Here is a 20,389-nt window from a genome sequence, read left to right on the forward strand (position 1 = left end):
TTTACCGGTCTCCTGTCTTAAGGGAATTCGTAATTTTCGCTAACAAACTCACCAGTGTTGTTACACTTCCGGAAAGCAAACCCATTGCAAGAACAAGTAATACCCCCGCTCCAAGCATCTTACCATTTAAAATATTCACATTCCAGAATGCAGTAGCTGCAAAATCAGCTATCGGTGACATACACAAGAATAAAACAACTGACACCACTATGGAAAAAAACGCCTCAGTAAATGACATCAGTGCCAGATGTCTTCCGGCATAACCGCTGACTTTATAAATCGCATATTCCCGTTTCCGAATCAAGGCAGTGATGATTGACACTGCCAGAATAATGACTACCGACATAATCCCAATAACAACAACTGCCGCCCCGGACTGCTGGCTCGTCTGCTGGTTTAAACGTACCATATCCTCCACAAGCTCGAATCGTCCTAAAGGCACAATACCGTCTGCATTCAATTCGTCTTTTATTGCTATCATATCTGCCGGAGTTTTCGCCCGAATGGAAAAATTAACTTCTTCGTTCTTAATCCCCGCCTGGTTTCTCATTTCATCAATGGCTGATTTGCTGAAGAAAAAGGCATCATCCACAGAATATTCCATTAACTCCTCACCAGCATCATATTTTACCGTTGTATCCATCACTCCCACAATTTTACAATCCGATGTAACCGGCATCAAAACAGGTTCTCCGCTATCCCAATTATAGACTGCACCGGTAAAAGTAACCGTCTTACCCAATGCCTCTTTGTCAGCCCACCCTAATTTCTTCACGAAGCTCTGCGGAACAACAATTTCATTTTCGTCTCCCATTGGCATTACCCCTGCAGTCAGCTTGTTTATAACGGGTACGGAATTACTTGTATCAATTTTTATGTCATTACCATCAACGGTTACCTGGATATCGCTATACGCCTGGGTAAAAACGATATGTGAAACCCGGTCATCAGATAAATACTTCTCGTACAGCCCGTCAATATCCTGTGATACATTTGCATCAGGCTCATCATTTTCTTTTCCGTCCGTACCTCCTGCACTCATAAAACTGTTAACAACGCTGATATCCAAAATGCTGTCACCATATGTACGAAACAGTTCATCAAAGGCTGATTGGCCCGTATCGGTAATCCCGCCGCTCACTGTGACAAGTAATAAAACCGCCCCCACCATGAGCGACAGCACATGAATGGCAAATCTCCCCCACTTGCTTTTCAGGTTGCTCCAGGCCAGCCTTATTGCATGATATATGCCCAGGCTATGTGCTTTGTTTTGGTCGGCTTTGTTTTGATCGGCTTTGTTTTGGCTGGCTTTGTTTTCATATCGATTGGTTTTAATCTCCTTTCTGTCTGTTTCATCAGTTGTGCTGACCAGTTCCCCTTTGTCCAATTCATGTACTTTATCCTTTTGATCAATCAATGCAGTATTATGGGTTACTATGATCACGGTTCTTTTCTTTGAAATTTCCCGCAAAATTTTCATAATAATTTTTGAAGACTGTTCATCTAATGCACTTGTTGGTTCATCTGCTATGATTACCTGTGGGTCTTTCAGCAGTTCACGGGCAATTGCCACGCGCTGTTTCTGTCCGCCTGACAGCCTGCCTGTCTTTTGCATTGCCAGCCCGTCAATTTTCAGATCCGCCAGGACTTTCATGACTTCTTTTTTATTCTGTTTCATTTTCAGATACCCGGGAAGCATGATATTTTCTAAAACGGTAAGGTCATCCAGCAGGTTAAAATCCTGCCATACAAATCCAAAGATATTATTATAGTAATAACTCTTATCCCGTTCTGTTAGCTTTTTGATATCTTGTCCCCGGTAAAAAACCTCCCCGTCAAAAGACTGTTCCATTCCACTGATAATTTTTAATAATGTAGTCTTTCCGCTTCCGGAGGATCCTACAATAAAATGAAGTCCTTTGCCTATGGTCATTGAAATTCCCCGCAGGGCAAATTCATCTCCAAATTGTTTTGATACATTTTTAATTTCAAACATATAGTAATCTCCTCTAATTGCCAGGTAATTTCATTTCTGCTTTACGATTTTACCCGGTTTCGGTTTTAATACGAATATATTATCACGTCCGACATAAAATCTTTGTTAAGGCAGTAAATGATTTTCTTAACAAAGATTTTATGTGTACGTGGTATAATAATGTAAGATCCAGGAGGTGGGCAAATGAGAATTTTAATTGTAGAAGATGAAACAGATTTATGTGACTCCATTGCTGAGGGGCTGCAGATAGATGGTTATGCGGTAGACACGTGCTATGATGGTGAGGAAGCCTATGAACTTATCACAACGGAAACCTATGATCTTGTTGTACTTGATTTAAATCTGCCGGGAATGGACGGCATTGATATACTTTCAAAAGTACGCAGTCAGGATAAAAATATAAAAATTCTGATCTTATCCGCAAGAAGCACCGTCTCTGATAAAGTAACCGGACTGGATTCCGGAGCAAATGATTACCTGGCTAAGCCCTTTGATTTTGAAGAATTAGAAGCCAGAATCCGCTGTTTACTGCGGCGCACCTTTATACAGGAAGACACTATACTCGTCTGGGACAGTATATCTTTGGATACTGTGAGACGTTCTGCATCCGTAAATGGCGAAGAATTGGCCTTGACAAAAAAGGAACTGGCACTGCTTGAATATTTTCTCCTTCATCCAGACAAAGTAATCAGCCAGGAAGAAATGATGGAACATGTCTGGAATATGGAAGCAGACAGCCTGAGTAATGCTGTTCGCGTACATATTGCATCATTAAGAAAAAAATTAAAAGCCGCTCTGTCTTACGACACCATTGCAACCAAAATTGGTGCCGGGTATTATTTAATCGGAGGTAGTAAATAATGTTAAATAAAATATCTATCCGTCTTCGCCTTACGATCCTGAATGTTATTCTGCTTACCATCTGCTGCGTCGTCCTGACCATCATTTTAAACTTTTCGGCAAACCGGATGGCAAATGTAATCGAAGCTACTGTTGTGACTCCCGCAATTCAGGTTGAGCAGGATACGGATTCTGCAAATACGGAACTTAATACGCAGCTCAATCCTGATACTGCTGCTAATAGTACCACGCCTTCTGCTTCAACCCGGAACTCACAGGCAGCACGTCAGATTTTTTTATACCAGAGTATCTTTTATATGATATTGCTGCTGGTTATTGGCGGATTTTTAACCTACTATATTTCCGGCAAAGCCTTAAAGCCACTGCATATACTAAGCAGACAGATGCGAAATTGTACCGTTCATAACCTTTCCGAAGATTTAATGGTACCGGAAACCCATGATGAGATCGCTGATTTAACCTGCTCTTTTAATGAAATGTCGAATAAATTAAATGATGCCTTTGCAATGCAAAAACGCTTTTCCCAAAGTGCGGCGCACGAGCTTCGCACGCCTCTCACCGTACTCAAAACAAAAGTGGACGTATTTAAAAAGAAAAATGACCACACTCCGGAGGAATACAGTAAATTATTATCCATCATATCTGCCCATACAAATCGAATGTCTGATCTGGTAAAAGAGCTCTTAGATCTTACAAATATGGACGCTCTGGTGTGTGATCAAAGAATTGAGGCAAACGAACTGCTGATTGATGCTGCAGAAGAATTGTCTCCGCTGGCAAAGGAAAAAAATATCTATATTACGGTCAGCGGTGAGGCCCCCATCCTAACCGGTAACAAAAACCTGTTGCACAGAGCATTTTATAATGTCATTGAGAATGCTGTAAAATACAACGTTGAAAATGGTATGGTTGAAATTACTATTTCCACCCGGGAGGGAAATACGGCAATCACCATAAAAGATCATGGTATCGGCATCCCAATTGAAATGCAGCCTCTTATTTTTGAACCATTTTTCCGGGTGGATAAATCCCGTTCCAGGAAGATGGGCGGGGCGGGACTTGGTCTTTCCATTGTGAAATCCATTATTGAAAAGCACAACGGCACAATTTCTGTATCAGATCATCAGGGCGGCGGAACTATTTTTGAAATCTTGCTGCCGTACGGCAATAACCAATTATAGCCTCATGCTTTGCTGCTGTGAACGAAGAAACAAAATAAGACGGAGAGATATTTTGCATGAAATACATTTTCTCTTAACACAAATTTTATGTTAGATTTGCTACAATGGCCTCATCAACGAAAAAGTGAGGTATCGAAATGAAAAAAAAATTTGTCATTATAATTTCATCTCTATTGATTCTTTCTCTTGGCGGCTGCAGTTCCAAGCCTTCGGTAGAAAAAATAAAATCTGCTCTGGATGAAGGTACTATTACCGTAGAGGATGCAAAAGAGAAGGGATGGATTGATGATGACTGGATAAAAGCGAATTACGAAACAGTGGAAGCAAAATCAAAAATTTACCTGTTTGATCCCTTTGAAACTACATATCTGGATGGAACACCCGCTTCTTCCAATATCATTGAAGGAGAAACATGCCTGGTCTTTTTTAATACCCAGGGTGAGGAAACGCTGGAAAAACTGCAGGTTTTCAACGATATCTCTGATGAAATGACGACTGACGGCGTTCCTGTTATTGGTATTATCACGGACAAAGACTTCGGCGCGGCAAAAGAGAAACTGGCAGATATAAAGTTCCCCATAATTGTATACAATGATTCCATGCAGCAATCTTTAAAGAGCTATGAAGAACTTATTAACTCTGATCTGGTATCCATATTTACAAAACAAGGTGGCTTTTATACTGCCTGGAACAGTAATCCCGAAGGGGACGAATTACTGTCATTTGCAAGGAAGTTGAAAGATGAAGAGTAAATATACGGTAGGTACCTTATTGCTGGCTATTGTCCTTATCTGTATTGGTGCCTGCCGTGGCGAAGCTTACGAAGTACTCTCAAAGGGAATAAACTTATGTCTGGAGTGTGTGGGTATTGGCTAAGAATAAAAATCGCTGGAAGATACAGGCAGGCGCCACACTGCTGACGAATGCCCACATTACAGGCTTCTTTACCGGTAAAATCTACAAAGGAAATTTAAAGGGGATCTGCGTTCCCGGCCTTAACTGCTATTCCTGTCCCGGAGCAGTAGGTTCCTGCCCAATTGGTTCCCTGCAGGCGGTGATTGGTTCCTCAAAATTCAAATTTTCCTACTACATTGTAGGCCTGCTGATTTTGTTCGGTGTGCTGTTTGGACGATTGGTATGCGGCTTTCTATGTCCTTTTGGCTGGTTTCAGGAGCTGCTTCATAAGATTCCCTCTAAAAAATTCAGCACAAAAAAACTTGCAGCACTAACCTGGCTTAAATATGTTATATTACTGCTGTTTGTCATCATACTGCCCATGACTATCCTAAATGAAGTCGGTATGGGAGATCCCTGGTTCTGCAAGTGGATCTGTCCGGCAGGAATCTTAGAAGGTGCGATTCCTCTCTCTCTCGCAGACAGCGGCATCCGGGCAGCACTTGGTGCCTTATTCACATGGAAAAGCTGTTTGCTGGTTGGAATTATAACTTTATCCATCTTTTTTTACAGACCATTCTGCAAATGGATCTGTCCGCTTGGCGCATTCTATGCCCTGTTTAATAAAATATCCTTCTATAAGTTTCATATTGATCAGGATAAATGTAACAGCTGCGGCGCCTGTACAAAGGTTTGTAAAATGGATGTGGAAGTCTGTAAGACCCCAAACCACCCGGAATGTATCCGCTGCGGTGACTGCATCCGCACATGCCCCCGGAGTGCAATATGTAAAAGTATCAATTTAAGAAAAGAGGACAAGGTTTGAAAATAAATAGAAAAAAATTATTGTGTATTACATTAAGTGCTGTATGCATGCTTTCTTTAGCTGGCTGCGGCAACTCGGATATAGAAGCTTCGAAAGAACCATTTCCTGAATTTGAAGGTGTGGATTTTGAAGGAAATAAAATTACCAATGATATCTTTAAAGACTACGATGCCACCGTCATTAATTTCTGGACAAATGGCTGCGGCAGCTGTATTGCGGAGATGCCGGAATTAGAAGCCTATTTTCAGGATTTCAAAGATATCAACGTTAACCTGATCGGGGTGGCTGCAAGTGCCGGAGAGTCGGACGAATCGAAAGGGACGGCAGAAACAATTCTGAAGGAAAAAGGAGTGACCTATCCAAACCTTATTCCCGATAACGCAAGCAGCTTTTATCAGGATTTTATTGGTGAAATATCCGGATATCCGATGACTTATATCGTGGACAGCGAAGGTAATATGGTCGGTGCTCCGATGGTTGGGGTTGTGAAAAAGCAGGAAGAGAATTTGATGAAACGGTTAGATAAGATTATTCAGAAATAATGAATTATAAGCTTCGAGATATCTTGATCTATAAAATAGGAACCATTATTTCTGTCCTACAAAACAAATATCATATAATAAATGATCGCATAAAAACATATTCGGGTAAGTACTTGCGAGGCAGTTCTTTCTCATGGTAATTGCTTACAAAGCAAATCTTTCTCATGTCTGAGTGTTAATTAATATAACCTGAAAAAATATCCGGGAAATCTTTAAATAATAAAGAATTTCCGGATATTTTTATATGTGGGTGTGACACACGTTTACCCGAAGCATAAGAATCGATTTCCGGGTTCAAGCCTCAATCCTTAAAACTTCGTCTAATAATCTTACCACTTCTTCCTTTCTATCTCGGGATACCACACAGTAATCATTCAGACAATCCTTTTCATCCATCGTTTTCATTGCATTTCCTTCCTCATCATCTACCAGCACATGATAGTACAGACGCTCCGGATACTTCCCGTACAATGCAAGAAAATCATCTAAATCCCCGATTACCTCAATTCCCTTCCCGGCATTATATATTTTTTCATAGATCTCCATCCAATGCCGTGCGCTTGGCTGTCCTGCGCCGTAGACCCACTGGACCGCATTGATATCTTCTTTTAACAAATAGTCCAGGTGGTTTAGATTTCCAATTCCATCTAAGTGGTATATGGTATTGGTAAAATATTTGCTAAATTTCCGAATATCCGGCAGCCCGAACTCCGCAAACATCTGAGGGCTGATCATATATGCAAAATCGTCCTGCAGGATATAGGACGGATCTTTGCTGTAAAGTCCTCCCCAGTCGCTGTATCCCGGATTTAACGGCTTTAATACGGAATTAAGATCCTCATAGGCTTCCTGAAATGCCTGGTAGACCTCCGTCTGCAGGCGGTGCACTTCCTCCGGCTCATCCATCAGCTGACACATAAGTTCCGTACTGTCCGCGAAGATTGCGGCTACATCCTGGGGCCCGCCCAGATCGGGCATGGACATCAGTACCATCCCGCCCCACTTTTTCTGTCCTGCGCGGTAAATATCCTTGATACGCCTGACCCATTTATTTTCCCTGTCGTATTGTATATGGATATCCTGAATTTCTTTTCTTTCCTCCGGAAAATACCAGACGCTTCCTGTACTGTTATCCATCCTGGCCCCGCAGAATCCCGCCAGTGATCCCGGTCCGAATGCCGCCATGTTCACAAATGGGAATGCATCCCCTAAAAACTCACTCTGGGATAATTCATAATCCAGGGCATCTATTAATTCTTCTGCACTATATTGAAAATCATGGCATGTTTTCTGGGAAAGCAATGGAACCGGGGGTTTCTCCCGTTCTGGCTCAAAGGCATGTTTTACTGTAACCTTAAACAGCGGCCTGCCTAATTCCCCTTTCCACCATGCACTGTAATTTTTCTCTGTCTCTGACCAGCGTTCTTTGCTGAAATGTATGCTCATTTATAATTCCTTCTTTCCCGGCATTTTCCTTGTTTCTGTGTCTGCAGGCCACATGGGCCTGCAGCTGAACTAAATACTAAAAGTTTATTTTCTTACTGTCAGAATACGAACTATAGATTCTCTTGCTTCCCGCCTTATTGTATCCTCTTACTTTAAACCGGTAGGTTCTGCCCTTTTTCAATCCGGATTTGGTATAGGAAGAAACTTTGGATGATTTTGTAGCTATCTTCTTATAATCACCTTTATTTGTCTTCATATAGATCACATATCCGTCCGTTCCTGACCTTCTGCTCCAGTTAATGGTGACTTTTCCTTTTCCGTCTTTCTTTACTTTAAGCAGATGAGGTTTTTTCGGTGCCGTTGCCGTGGTCATTACGGATGAGCAGGAGCCATACTTCTTTTCTTTTCCAAGCTGGCTGTATGCCTTTACCTTGTACTTGTAGTCTGATGCTGATTTCAGTCCCGTATCCACATAACTCGTGGATGTTGTAGTCTTTATTTTTGTCCATTTCTTTGCAGTGCTGTTATATCGGTATACAACATAGCCCTTGGCATTCGATGCTTTCTTCCAGCTGATCTGAAGGCTGCCTGACTTATGTCTGGATGCTTTTAATCCGGTTGGCTTTCCTGGTTTCTTCAGGATCAACTTGCTCCACTGTGCATAGACAGTCGTATTTGCGTTTAACCTGCATACTTCGCCTTCCCTGATCTGGGTTCCGCCCGATGCTGCGGTAAACCAGCCCTTGAAGGAATAGCCTTCTCTTGACGGAACCGGAAGCCTGCCATATGCTGCTTCCTTTGTTACCGTAATCGAAGCAGGGCTTACTTTTCCGCCTCTTGGGTCAAATGCTAACTTGTAAGTTGTGATTACTGTCTTTTGCTCAAACTCTGCGGTGACGTTTACGTTCTGTTCCGGCATAACGAAGCTGCTGCCGGTCAGTTTCACATTTCCATTATTGACCTTCAGACTTCCTGCTTTCAAGAAATATCCGTCATTAGGTACAACCGTCAGCGTAATTAATTCTCCAGCTGCCGCTTCCGGTTTGTCTGCTGCAACGTTTCCGTGTTCCATAGCCGGATCTATAATTACTTTAAACGTTTCTGCTGCCAGCTGTTCAAACTCTGCGGTAATCATTACATCCTGTTCCGGCATAAGGAAGCTGTTATCTGTCACTTCCACAGCGCCGTCATTAACCTTCAGGCTTCCTTCTTTCAGCTGATATCCTTCTTCCGGTACAATCGTCAGCGCAACCATTTCTCCCGCTGCTGCTTCTGATTTATCCGCTTCGACGTTTCCGTGTTCCATAGCAGGATCAATTGAAATTGTATGCATCTCTCCTGTCGTCTGTTCAAACTCTGCCGTAATCGTAACATCCTGCCCTGGCATAACAAAGCTGTTATTTGCCACTTCTACGGCGCCGTCATTTACTTTCAGGCTTCCCGCTGTCAGCATATATCCTTCTTGCGGAATAATCGACAGTGTAACTGTCTCTCCTTCTGCTGCCTCTGTCTTATCTGCCTCAATTCTTCCGTGTTCCATAGACGGGTCAATCGTAACTGTATGCGTTTCTGCAGACAGCTGTTCAAACTCTGCCGTAATCATTACATCCTGTTCCGGCATAAGGAAGCTGTTATCTGTTACTTCTACTTCACCGCCATTCACTTGCAGACTTCCCTCGGTCAGCAGATATCCCTCTTCCGGTGTAACCGTCAGCGTAACTGTATCTCCTGCTGCTGCCTCTGTCTTATCTGCCTCAATTCTACCGTGTTCCATTGCCGGATCTATGGTGACTGTATGCATTTGTGCAGGCTGCTGTTCAAATTCCGCCGTAACCATTACATCCTGTTCCGGCATGATAAACCTGTTGTCAGTCACTTCCACATCACCATTGTTAACCTTCAGGCTTCCCTCTTTCAGAATATAGCCTTCATCAGGTTCAACGGTAAGGTTTACCTCTTCTCCTGCTACCGCTTCCGTCTTATCACTCTCAATTTCTCCATTTGTCATATTGGTATCAATTGTAATTTCATAAGATTGTACTGGTACTCTGTTATTCGGCATGAACATACGTATCCAGTGAAAATTGAGCCAGTCACTCTGTGTAATTGCCAGATCTTGTATTCCCACAGGGCATCCTTCTGATATACTCTGGTCTGTGACTACATAATTCGCCCAGCTTCCGCTGCTGAGTGATACAGAAGAGAACACTTCACCTGCAGCAGATCCGGTATGCAGTTTCAGGATATTTCTGGCATTCGGATAGCTGTATTTTACCTGATATTTTTCTATACCATTTTTAAAGTCCACGTTCTTATAGAGGATATAGGCATCTTTTCCCTGAAATGCCACCCCGCTGACTCCATCAGCAGCTGTAGAACTCTTCTCATCAGCCTCGGCACCTTTCAATTCAACGATAGTACCGTCATAAACCATTACCGGTTTCTCAGCTTTTATAGAATGATCAGAATTTAATACTGCCTTAATGACAAGATTCGTTTCCTTTTCTTCCGGTATACCAACTGTTAATACTCCGGTTGTCTCATCTATGGAAATGTTGGCAGCATTTCCATCCAGTTCCCAGGTAACTGACTTTTCTTCTGTCCTGTAACCCAGATCATCCAATGTTAATGCGGTCAATGTATATTCTGTTTCCCCGTCCTGAGGTGCACATACAATATCCTCACCGGTCAGCTCCAGGCTCTGAACACTTGATCCTGCATCCTTTTGTGAAAATTGTAAATTAACCAGATTTAAAGCTCCTGGATTTGCAACAATGTATAAGTCATGGAGTCCTTTCACCTGTTCCGGATTTACATCAATCCAGGATTGTCCGGAAATTCCCCATGCTCCTGTAGTTTCGCAATCTACTCTGCCAATCAATGGACCTGTGCTGGAATCCAATCGCAGGTCAATGCTTCCAACCCTTGATAAATTTCCTGTCTCATAGACTGCTGTGAACCTTTTTGCCCCTTCTTTGAAGTCCACATTCTTAAATGCAACGTAGCTTCCGTTTTTATCCATCCCGGCCTTGGTTCCCTGGTTAACAGCACCATTTCCATAAGTATCTGCCGTTACTGCATCTGCCTTTTCATACAGATCTCTCGTTTGAATGGCCGTCTTATGAACACTTACCTTCACATCCTTAGTCAGATTTTCTCCATTAACTGATGCCTGTATCCGAATCTCAGCTTCACCTTCTGCCTGTGCCTTAAGAAATCCTCTGTCATCAACAGTAACTACTTCTTCGTTGCCGGATTCATAGCTGATATTTATCGGTAATACAAAATGTCCTGCCGAGGTCTTAGCCTTCACATCAATCCACGCGGTGTCATTCTTTTCCAGTACCAGGTTCACGTCATCTGCAGTCAATTCCGCTCCCTGCTCTCCTACATAGATTGTATACTGGTCTCTCAGACCTTTTCCTTCTGCCGTTATGACTGCGGTTCCCGGAGCAATTGCTGTGACCAGCCCATTTTCTCCTACCGAGGCAATTGATTCGTCACTGCTGGCAAAGGTTGTCCCTTCCGGATTTTCCACGGAATAGCCTTTTTCGGTTCTCATTGATACCGACATCTGAATCGTTTGACCCGGATTGACTGCCGCAGATGCCTGACCGTTATCTTCAGCCGATATAAATAATATTTTCGGTGTATCGTTCTTATCACCATAACGGAATTCCGGCAATAATCCAATTCCGCTTGTATCTATTGGAGAAATTCCAATTGCCATTGCCGGTGAGTCTGCTTTTAAGCGGTAATCACGATTTTGGGCATCCACAAACTGCGGATCTTCCATGATACTGTTTTGGTCATATTTATGCTTATTTTTACTGCTTTGCTTCCAGTCTGACAGGCTGAGTTTGCTGCCCAGCACCTCAAATTCCGCCTTGCCCTTTGCATTGAAGTAGAGGTTATTGTCCATAACGCTTAGAGAATCCAGCGCTGCTGTACCCGATACATTATAGGAGCCATCATCAAATTTCAGAAGAACACGATCTCCCGCTCCGTCTTCACTCCACGTACCGTTATTATGCAAAGTTCCGCCTGTATTCGAATAAACAATATTATTTTTGAATGCCATGCCTCCGCTCGGCTCAATATACGGCCCGATATTTGCTGCACCATTATAGGCATATCCAATATCAAACACATTATTTGCCACATAGTTGGAGATACTCTTCATCATCGTTCCCGCGTTAACTGAAACTGCATTTTCATCGTATATAACATTGTTGGTTACCATGGTGTGATGGGTGGCATCGTCCGTAAAAATACTATGTCCCCTCCAGCCGGTAGTCGCTACCCCACGGTATGCATTATAGATAATATTGTGGTCGATCCAGTTGTCCCGTCCGGTTCCCCAGCCTTCAATTCCCCCGCCGTCACCGGAACGGATACCGGTATTGAATATGGTATTGTACCCGATATAATTATTCATTGTCTGGTTATATTTCCAATGATCTTCAAACGGTACATCTACACCGATTGCAGAAAAGACACCATACCTTACACCCTTCATGGAAATTCCATAACGTGGAACTTCTGAAATATTATTATGCGTAATCGTATTATCTCCGCTGTTCATGAGATAAATCCCAGATCCATGGCTGACGAATTTCCCTGCATCTTTAATTCTATTGTTGGTAACCGTATTGTTCTTGTTGATATAATTTAAGCTTCCGGGATTTTCTCCTATCATGAAAATTCCCGCATATCCGGTATTCTGGATATCATTTCCGGAGATTGTATTTTCCTGACTGTAATGGTTCATCACTACCGCCATATATCCGGCATTCTTCAGAATACAATTGCTTACGGTAACGTTGGATGTATTGTCCAAATCAACAATACCTTTCAGGTTGCTCTCATATTCCTCCGTCTTGTCACCTTTGCGACCGGCATGTGCCAGCAGATTTTCCCCGAATCCATTCATTTCCAGCTGCAATCCGTCAATTGTAATATTCCGGACCAGATTTTCATTTGTTCCCTGCAGATAAAAAATTCTGTCTGTGGACGGTGCAATGATTTCACTGTTTTCCGGCAACGTTCCATCTAACGGTTTGTAGTAAAGCGTGCTGCCTGCAATCGCCCATTCACCCGGCTCATTGATATATTCCTTTGCACCCTGCAGATACTGCACTCCTCCGGAGAATTGCCCCCCTGGAAAATCGGTTGCCAGATTGCTGCCATTTACTGAAGTTACTTTCAGCACTTCGCCAAACCAGCTGGTAGCACCTCCTAATACAGCCTGCATATGTGTCTGATCCTCAACCTTAACATTCTGCCACTTCACTTCTTTGGCATTTGGCAGGCGTTCTCCATTTGCAAACAGAGAATAAAATCCTTCCCGACCGGTAATATCAGCTTCATAAATGCCGTCCCCGTCTTTATCTGTCCATCCAGTAACGGGAGAACCTCCTACAACACGTACTTCTTCCTCTTCATAATTTTTATAGGTAATTCGATAAGTATCATCACAATCCTCCGGACCGATATGAACAGCATCCTTTAGATAATAGTTTCCGCCTCTCAGGATTACCTGCACATCACTGTCCAATCCTTTTGCCACCAGATTGTGCACAGCCTCCTGTGCCATAGCCAATGACTGATAAGGCGCTTCAAAAGAGCCATTGCCCGAGTCATCGGAACCATCCGGTGATACATAGATCCGGTTTCCATCTGCTGCTGCTAATCGGAATGAAGCAGTGACCGTTACATCTTCACCCGGCATAGTGAACAAGGTATCTGTAAGCTGTTTACCGTTTACTTTCAGTGATCCCTCTTCATATGTATAGCCTTTATCCGGCTTCACGGTAAGGAATATCGGTTTTCCCTGGGCAGCCTGGCTTTGATCTGCAGTAACAGTTCCGCCTTTCATAGATTCATCCACATGGATCTTATATTGCTTTGGCTGAGAAACTCTCACATTATCAACGGATATATAATCCTTGCCATACCCGAATCCGATACCTCCATAGGTAAGAGATTCATCCTCAATTTCTGCAAACAAGCTTCCGTTCAGATAAATACGAAGTGATTTTCCCACACTTTCCGCCCGCATACGGTAAAGCGTTCCTGGTACCGGATTTTCCTTCATTTTTACAGCTGCAAGCTGCGTCCAGTAATTACCATCCGCCTTCTGAAGTTCCATCTGCTTTTGTCCATTTGAACGAATCAAAAATTGATAGAATTTTCTTCCCTTTTCCGTGGATGCACGTGTGATTAACCCGAATGCTGAATAGTTCTCTGCACCCGGCTGCAGATCTTTGAATATAATGTCCGCTTCTACTGCATAATCGTCCCAATCCTTATTATTAAGTCCCACATAATATTCACGCCAGCTGCCGGAAGGTTCCCATTTTCCATCCTTTACAACAGCATCTGCAGGATTTAAATTTGTCTGCTTTCCGGACTGATCCGTCCACCGGTCACTAATGGTTTCATTTTCAAAATCATCACTGAACAGCATATTCAGTTCCCGCGTGTTAATTTTCAATTCTTCACTGCGCGGACCTTCTCCGGAAGCATTTACTCCCGCTATCTGATATGTATAAGTTGTTTTCTCTTTTATCTGGCTGTCAAGGAAGCCCTTGCCTTCCACATTTTCTCCTATCAGTGTATAGTCTGCTTCCCCCTCCGCTTTCCGATATACATTTACCCTGTTCTTTGCCACAGGAGTCCACTGTACAAGAACGGCATCAATATCATTTGTCAGCTTTGCATTACGGAGCACTTCATCCGGGGCTGATTGTTTTGCCGTCTTAAATGACACAGCATCACTCACCTGGGGAGTGCCTAAATATTCTCTGGTCGTCACACGGACATAGTATGAAGAATCATACTCCAGCTTATCCGTAGTCGCAACGCTTAGGCGGGTTTCGATTGTCTCTGCAATATTTTTAAATGCTTCATCTGTGGCGATTTCTATCTTATAGAGAGAAGCATTTTCACAGTGATTCAAAACGATTGTGGTTGGAATTTTAGCATTTTCACTGCCATTTTCCGGGCTGAGAATTGCAGGCTTTTTCGTTTCTGCCAGCTTATATCCCCCCATAGCATCCTGCACGTTATCCAATACTTTTTCCTTTTGCACATCATATCCTGCGGGAACCTGAGGGAATTTAGCGTAGACATTATCAACGCGCCTGTTTGAATACGGTGCAAAGGATTTATCAATCGTTGCATTAAAGTTGCCTGTACAGAGATTATTCTGTAACGTAAACCCGATTGCCCGGTCATCCATGTACTGCCAGAATACCCATGTTCTGGAGCCCTCCAATTGTTCCTTCAGTACATTATAGGCATACACATTCCCCAGTCCGCAATACCAGGAATATAATGCACCTCCGTCATCCATGGACTGTGAATAATCTTCTAAGATATTATATTCAGCCACATTTCTTTCCGAATGCTGATATTTTTGTGCCAGATTTCCAATGGAAAAATATTCTCCGTTACTACCGTCCAGCTCGCTTTGGGGCAGCTGGTTCAGATCTTCAAACCGAATGCCGTACTGGCTGCTCTGTCTGCCGAACATATCATAAGCTGCACGTGTATCCGGTTTTGTCCTGCTGATTGAGTTTTCATCAGTTCCCACAATGGAAATACCCGCATAGGGAGCCCCTGCAATATAATTGAATGCCATCGTGTTCGTGCCGCTTCCAAAAACACCTAATCCGGGTGCATGCTGATACGGCGCCACACCCATGTTATAAATAGAGTTGTACATCACGATATTATTATAGTTTACATCAACAGTTCCTACCCCGTATCCATAGAGCTGCACACCGCCGCTTCCCAGATCGTGCATCTGATTATGAAGGATTTCGTTATTCTGACCGTAGTGGTTCACGGTAACGCCATAGCTTCCTGAATGCCGTATTTCATTATTGATTAAACGGCAGTTTCTGGTTCCGTCAAAGTAAATGGCAGCATCCGGGTTCTCTGCATTTCGGATGATCCAGTCTTCTGGAAATTCATTCTCCGGCAGACGGTCTGTATACTGGAACGTAATTCCGTCAAAGGTCAGATACTCTACCATATTTTTGAAATCTTCATCAATGCCGTCACCCTGAAGACGCAGAAGCTCATAGGGTTTTGGAGCTGCAATTTCATCCGTATTAATTGTTTCCTCATTCTTAGGCCAATAATAGACCTTTCCCGCCTGGCTGTCGATACACCACTCACCGGGCTGATCCAGATATTTCAGAGTATTGATGATATTATAATAGCCCTCACCAGTACCAAAATGGTCCGGCCAGAAATTGGAGGGGATCTGGGATTGGAGATATGCCGTATTATTACTGGAATCAATGTGTTTTACAAGGGGAATCGTATTCCAGTACATAACAGGAAGCAGAACCACTTCTACATCCTCATTTCCGTCAAGGCCATCCAGCTCACCGTCCCCAAATACAACCCGCGCGCCTTTCTCAGGATCATAACTAAGTGGTGCCCGTCCGTAAAACACAGGCCAGTCCCGCCATTTATCCGTATTGAAGCTGCGCGATACCTGCTGACGCTCTCCATTTACATACAAATCATGGAAACGCCAGCCCTGATCTACATCAGCCACATACAGCTTTCCTTCTGCCGCCAGATTCATGCCCTCCACGTCTTCAGCTTTTCCCCAGCCTGTAATTGGTACCTCGCCGGTAATGACCGCTTTCCCTTCGTTTCTGGCTTTATATACAATCGGATTCTCCTGTGTACCGCTGTCCTGTGGTGTGAATACAATTGTCTCCTGTTCATAATACTTCCCGTCTTCTAACAGGACTGTGATTCCGCCATCCGGAAGTTGATCCAGTCCACGAATCGTGTCTCTGGCTGCCTGGATTGTCTGAAAAGGCTGTGCTTCCGTACCCGGATTGTTGTCAGAGCCTTGTGGTGACACATAATAAAATGTCTCACATTCTTTGCTTTGATAAACTGTTACCTTGCATTGCGCCGTTTTTCCGGCATAATCTTTATGTACTGCCTTTATAATTGCCTCACCAGGTTTGACCGGGGTTACGCGGCCTTCTCCATCAACAGCTACAATGGACTCATCAGAGCTGCTCCACGTAATCTTTCCGGTACCGCTGGGTTCCGTGTAATATCCCGTTGTCAGATATAAAGGCAATGGATAACCGCTTTCCATATTTATACTGATTTCCTGATAATTTAGCAGGAACCGGTCTGCTACAGCCACAGATTCTGCTGCTGTATTCGTAACCGCTGCTGTATTCGAAGCTGCTGCTGTATTCGTAACTGCCGTCGTTTCCGGGACTTCTGTAGTTTCCGTAACTGCCGTCGTTTCCGGGACTTCTATAGTTTCCGGGACTTCTGTAGTTTCCGTAACTGCCGTCGTTTCCGGGACTTCTATAGTTTCCGGGACTTCTGTCGTTTCCGGGACTTCCGTCGTTTCCGAAGCTTCCGTCTTTTCCGGAGCTGCTGCATAAGACGTTAACGGATTTAAAACCATAAATACTGATAATACAAGTGCTATCACTCTCTTTTTCATCCTGGGTTTCCTCCATATTATATAGTGTTTTACTGCTTTCGGAACCTTAGTAACTTACTGTGCTAAGCGTTCCGTTAAAACCAATAAATTACTCACCTCACTCCAACAGCTCCCATTAAAGACACCCCCAACACATCTGTCCGTTTCCCAATCGGACAGATTCACACGCTCGCAGATAAATCCTGCCGGAAGTTTCTCCCGGGGTACCGTTACATGATTCAGCCCTTTGGAAGTCGCATCTTTCGGAACGTCCCAGGAATAAATAGGTCTTTTATCCGTAGACATATACTGGCTGATTGTAATGGTAATTTCCTCATATAGCCGGCGATAGCCTTCTTCTTTTGTCCAATCATAGAGCTTTTTAAGGCTGCCCCCCGATAAGGTACAGATTCCCGGTGCAGAATGCTTATTCTGTACATTGGCAAAGACTGTGCCGATTGTCTTCATCTCCAGTCTGTTAAATTCACTGGCCGGCGGAAATTCATAATTATAAGCAGCTACCCAGCTGCTGCACAGATGCGCCGCTGTCTTTGCATAAGAGAGCCATTCGGGCTTTAATGTAACCCGGTACAATTCTGTATAACTTTCCAGAAGCGCAAAGGCACTCTCACTGTCGGGACATTGTAAAATCTCATTTGGTCCTCCGGTTGTGTATCCTCTTTCTACAAAGTTATGATAGAAAAAAGCTGCAATTTCTTCCGCCGCATCGAGATATTTCCGGTCACCAAAATATTCATATGCAGACACCAGACCAGCCGGAACAATGCCTCCTGCTGCGGATCCCCCCACCAGGATTTCACCTGTCACCGCATTTACAAATTGTCCCAACTGCCCATAGGTATTCCATAATTTTACAAATGCATCAGCACATCCCTTTGTGCCTTTTCTCATACTTTCCGGCACCTCTTTCATAAGCGCAAAGTGCTGAAAGAGAAAATAAAGTGCATCACCGCTGTCCCGGACTGAGCTGAACTCCCTCAGTCCGTCTGTTTCTTCGTATTTTTTTTCCTTTATTACTTCGCCCTTTGCATTACTCCCGGAATAGAATATGCCGCTTTCTCCCTGCAGACGAAATAAATGCGCGAGCGTTTTGATACTCCTTTCGTATTCCGTTTTTCCCCCAAGCTTCATGAGAGCGTAACTGGAGATACCGCCGCCTACCCAGCCTGTCTCCCAGGCATTTCCTTCACTTCCTGTAGTAGTGCTCCCGTAAAACTGACCTTCTTCAAACCAGTTCATGCTGTTATGCTTTTCTAATTGAATCTGTCTCAGTTCTTCCCAGGAAGGTTCGTCCGGCAGTTCATCATTCAGTTTCATTAGCTTTCTGTTCCGGAAGAAAATCTCGTAGAACTCTGCTATTGATTTGCAGGGCACTTCTAATTTCTGAAATGGGATTTCAGCCTCTTCATCCATATATTTTTCATCATTTTTAACCATATGCGGCCATCGGTATATCATCTCGCGATATGCCGGCCAGGTCAAAGTGACACACCCTTTTTCATAGGCAAGACCTATATTTCTGCCTTTGATCTGCTGAATGGTAAATACAAAAACAGCCTTTTTTTCCGCCTGCACAAAGATTCCAACGCAGGGCACAGATACATCTCCCGTGGTTACTTCTATCCTGCCGCTTCCATCCTTATTCAAACGCGGCACATCCGTGATTATGGTATTTAGATTCACCCCCATTTCTTCCGGCTCTAATAGCGGAGGATATTCTTTTGGCAGAACGTCAAATTGATTCCCTTTGTACGCACAGGCGGGGAAAAGTACATATTCCTTACCGGTACAGTTTTCTATGTTAATTTGTATTCTGGACATTTTCTTTTTCCTTTCTGAATTCTTCGCCAAGCAGTCTGAAAATCATCATAATTTTGCAATGACACGGTTTTGTGCTTCTTCATACATTGCAATAATATTCTCAATTTTTGTATCAAATTGAATATTATGTGTAGGTGCCAGGATGTATCCGCCATTTTCCCCAAGCACCTTTATGCTGTTTCTCACATTTTTCCGAAGCTCAGGTATCGTATAGTAAGGAAGTACCTGCTGTACATCAATTCCGCCATGAAAGGTTAATTGATTTCCAAATCTTCTTTTTATCACTTCAATATCCATATTTTTTGCACTCACCTGAATGGGATCTAAGATGGTTACGCCAACATCCACCAGTTCCGGAATTAATTCCTGGATACTCCCGCAGCTATGGAAAAAAATCTCTACATCGAAGTTTTTCCTGATCTCTCTATAAAATTTTACATAGAGATCTTTAAAAAACTTACGGAACATCTCTTTGGAGATCAGCAGCCCCGCCTGAGAACCATAGTCCCCGCCCCCATCCAGCTCATGAATTTTTCCTTTTCCCGCTTCCAGTGTCTTCAGGGCATGTTCCAGACGGATTTCATTGTGCTTTTCGATCATTGCCACGGCAAGTTCTTCATCTGCAATCAAGTCACAGAGAAACTTCTCATCACCTGCCCACATAGTGAGATGCTGCAGGCCTGATGGATCTCCGTGAGTCTTAATCCATCGCCGGCCGTTTTCATTGATGCGGTCAATGTCCTCTTCGATATTGGAAAAATCCCACCATTCCATTTTCCCATCCCATCCGGTTCTTCCTTCCAGGTCTCCGATCTCTTCGATATCACCCCAGGGATGATATGCAATCGCTGTCGTATAGTCTCCTGCATCATTATAGATCTTCCGGTTTCTGGGTCCTCCGCTTACAATAATTTCTTCATATCCATGCTCATCAGTTAAAAGCTCAGGTCCAATGTATCTGGGACCGACCGAACGTAAATCAATATCTAAAATATCCAGCACTGCATCTCTGGTATTCACTTTGAAATATTCCTTCATCCGGTCCCAGACTATATCCTCCGCAATGAAATCACAGGGCACGCGGTCTGCCGGCTGATGCAGAATGGTATTTTTCACCCGCTCATAGCTATTCATATTTATACCCAATGCATATTGCAGGCTTGCCTGCAATACTGCCACAATAAAACAGGTTGAAAGAATCACACCATGGCATCCTTTCTATATTATAATTTTCTTTCAACCTTATACCCATCGCATATTGCAGGCTTGCCTGCAATACTGCCACAATAAAACAGGTTGAAAGAATCACACCCTGGCATC

At 43.4% G+C, this 20,389-nt stretch carries 11 protein-coding genes; 6 read left to right on the forward strand and 5 right to left on the reverse strand.

Annotation, left to right across the window (positions count from 1 at the left end; translation table 11 throughout):
- Position 1: 1 nt before the first annotated feature.
- Positions 2 to 1,996 carry an ABC transporter ATP-binding protein/permease gene (locus tag QR40_RS13815; RefSeq protein WP_044295541.1) on the reverse strand — a complete coding sequence of 665 codons (1,995 nt, stop codon included), beginning with the start codon at positions 1,994 to 1,996 and terminating at the stop codon, positions 2 to 4.
- A 183-nt stretch (positions 1,997 to 2,179) separates the two neighbouring features.
- On the opposite strand from QR40_RS13815, the gene QR40_RS13820 reads away from it, so the two are divergent.
- The 6 genes from QR40_RS13820 to QR40_RS13840 all read left to right on the forward strand — a co-directional run bounded on the left by QR40_RS13820 (position 2,180) and on the right by QR40_RS13840 (position 6,300).
- The gene (locus QR40_RS13820; protein ID WP_027292546.1) at positions 2,180 to 2,857 is read left to right on the forward strand and encodes a response regulator transcription factor; all 678 of its coding nucleotides are present in this window, start codon (positions 2,180 to 2,182) and stop codon (positions 2,855 to 2,857) included.
- Positions 2,857 to 4,038 (forward strand): sensor histidine kinase, encoded by a 1,182-nt coding sequence (locus QR40_RS13825; RefSeq protein WP_044295543.1) that lies wholly within the window; start codon positions 2,857 to 2,859, stop codon positions 4,036 to 4,038. The genes QR40_RS13820 and QR40_RS13825 overlap by 1 nt, the downstream gene beginning before the upstream one ends.
- Before the next feature lie 137 nt (positions 4,039 to 4,175).
- Positions 4,176 to 4,790 (forward strand): hypothetical protein, encoded by a 615-nt coding sequence (locus QR40_RS13830; protein WP_242858527.1) that lies wholly within the window; start codon positions 4,176 to 4,178, stop codon positions 4,788 to 4,790.
- On the forward strand, positions 4,780 to 4,914 hold the full coding sequence (locus tag QR40_RS32600; RefSeq protein WP_255348059.1) for a CD1871A family CXXC motif-containing protein: 135 nt from the start codon (positions 4,780 to 4,782) through the stop codon (positions 4,912 to 4,914). The genes QR40_RS13830 and QR40_RS32600 overlap by 11 nt, the downstream gene beginning before the upstream one ends.
- Positions 4,907 to 5,758 (forward strand): 4Fe-4S binding protein, encoded by an 852-nt coding sequence (locus QR40_RS13835; protein ID WP_027292543.1) that lies wholly within the window; start codon positions 4,907 to 4,909, stop codon positions 5,756 to 5,758. Before QR40_RS32600 ends, QR40_RS13835 begins: the two co-directional genes overlap by 8 nt.
- On the forward strand, positions 5,755 to 6,300 hold the full coding sequence (locus QR40_RS13840) for a TlpA family protein disulfide reductase (RefSeq protein WP_242858528.1): 546 nt from the start codon (positions 5,755 to 5,757) through the stop codon (positions 6,298 to 6,300). The genes QR40_RS13835 and QR40_RS13840 overlap by 4 nt, the downstream gene beginning before the upstream one ends.
- 294 nt (positions 6,301 to 6,594) lie before the next feature.
- Here the strand turns inward: QR40_RS13840 and QR40_RS13845 are convergent, their stop codons facing one another.
- The 4 genes from QR40_RS13845 to QR40_RS30910 all read right to left on the reverse strand — a co-directional run bounded on the left by QR40_RS13845 (position 6,595) and on the right by QR40_RS30910 (position 20,248).
- The gene (locus QR40_RS13845; protein WP_044295546.1) at positions 6,595 to 7,746 is read right to left on the reverse strand and encodes a uroporphyrinogen decarboxylase/cobalamine-independent methonine synthase family protein; all 1,152 of its coding nucleotides are present in this window, start codon (positions 7,744 to 7,746) and stop codon (positions 6,595 to 6,597) included.
- 76 nt (positions 7,747 to 7,822) lie between these two features.
- Positions 7,823 to 17,248 carry an InlB B-repeat-containing protein gene (locus QR40_RS13850; RefSeq protein WP_044295547.1) on the reverse strand — a complete coding sequence of 3,142 codons (9,426 nt, stop codon included), beginning with the start codon at positions 17,246 to 17,248 and terminating at the stop codon, positions 7,823 to 7,825.
- 54 nt (positions 17,249 to 17,302) lie between these two features.
- The gene (locus QR40_RS29865) at positions 17,303 to 19,069 is read right to left on the reverse strand and encodes a hypothetical protein (RefSeq protein WP_052430851.1); all 1,767 of its coding nucleotides are present in this window, start codon (positions 19,067 to 19,069) and stop codon (positions 17,303 to 17,305) included.
- Between the two features lie 45 nt (positions 19,070 to 19,114).
- A complete protein-coding gene (locus tag QR40_RS30910; protein ID WP_152614214.1) occupies positions 19,115 to 20,248 on the reverse strand; it encodes a uroporphyrinogen decarboxylase family protein in 1,134 nt (377 codons plus the stop codon).
- Positions 20,249 to 20,389: the final 141 nt, after the last annotated feature.

The sequence above is a fragment of the Robinsoniella peoriensis genome (assembly GCF_000797495.1).
In the GTDB taxonomy this organism is placed as follows: domain Bacteria; phylum Bacillota; class Clostridia; order Lachnospirales; family Lachnospiraceae; genus Robinsoniella; species Robinsoniella peoriensis.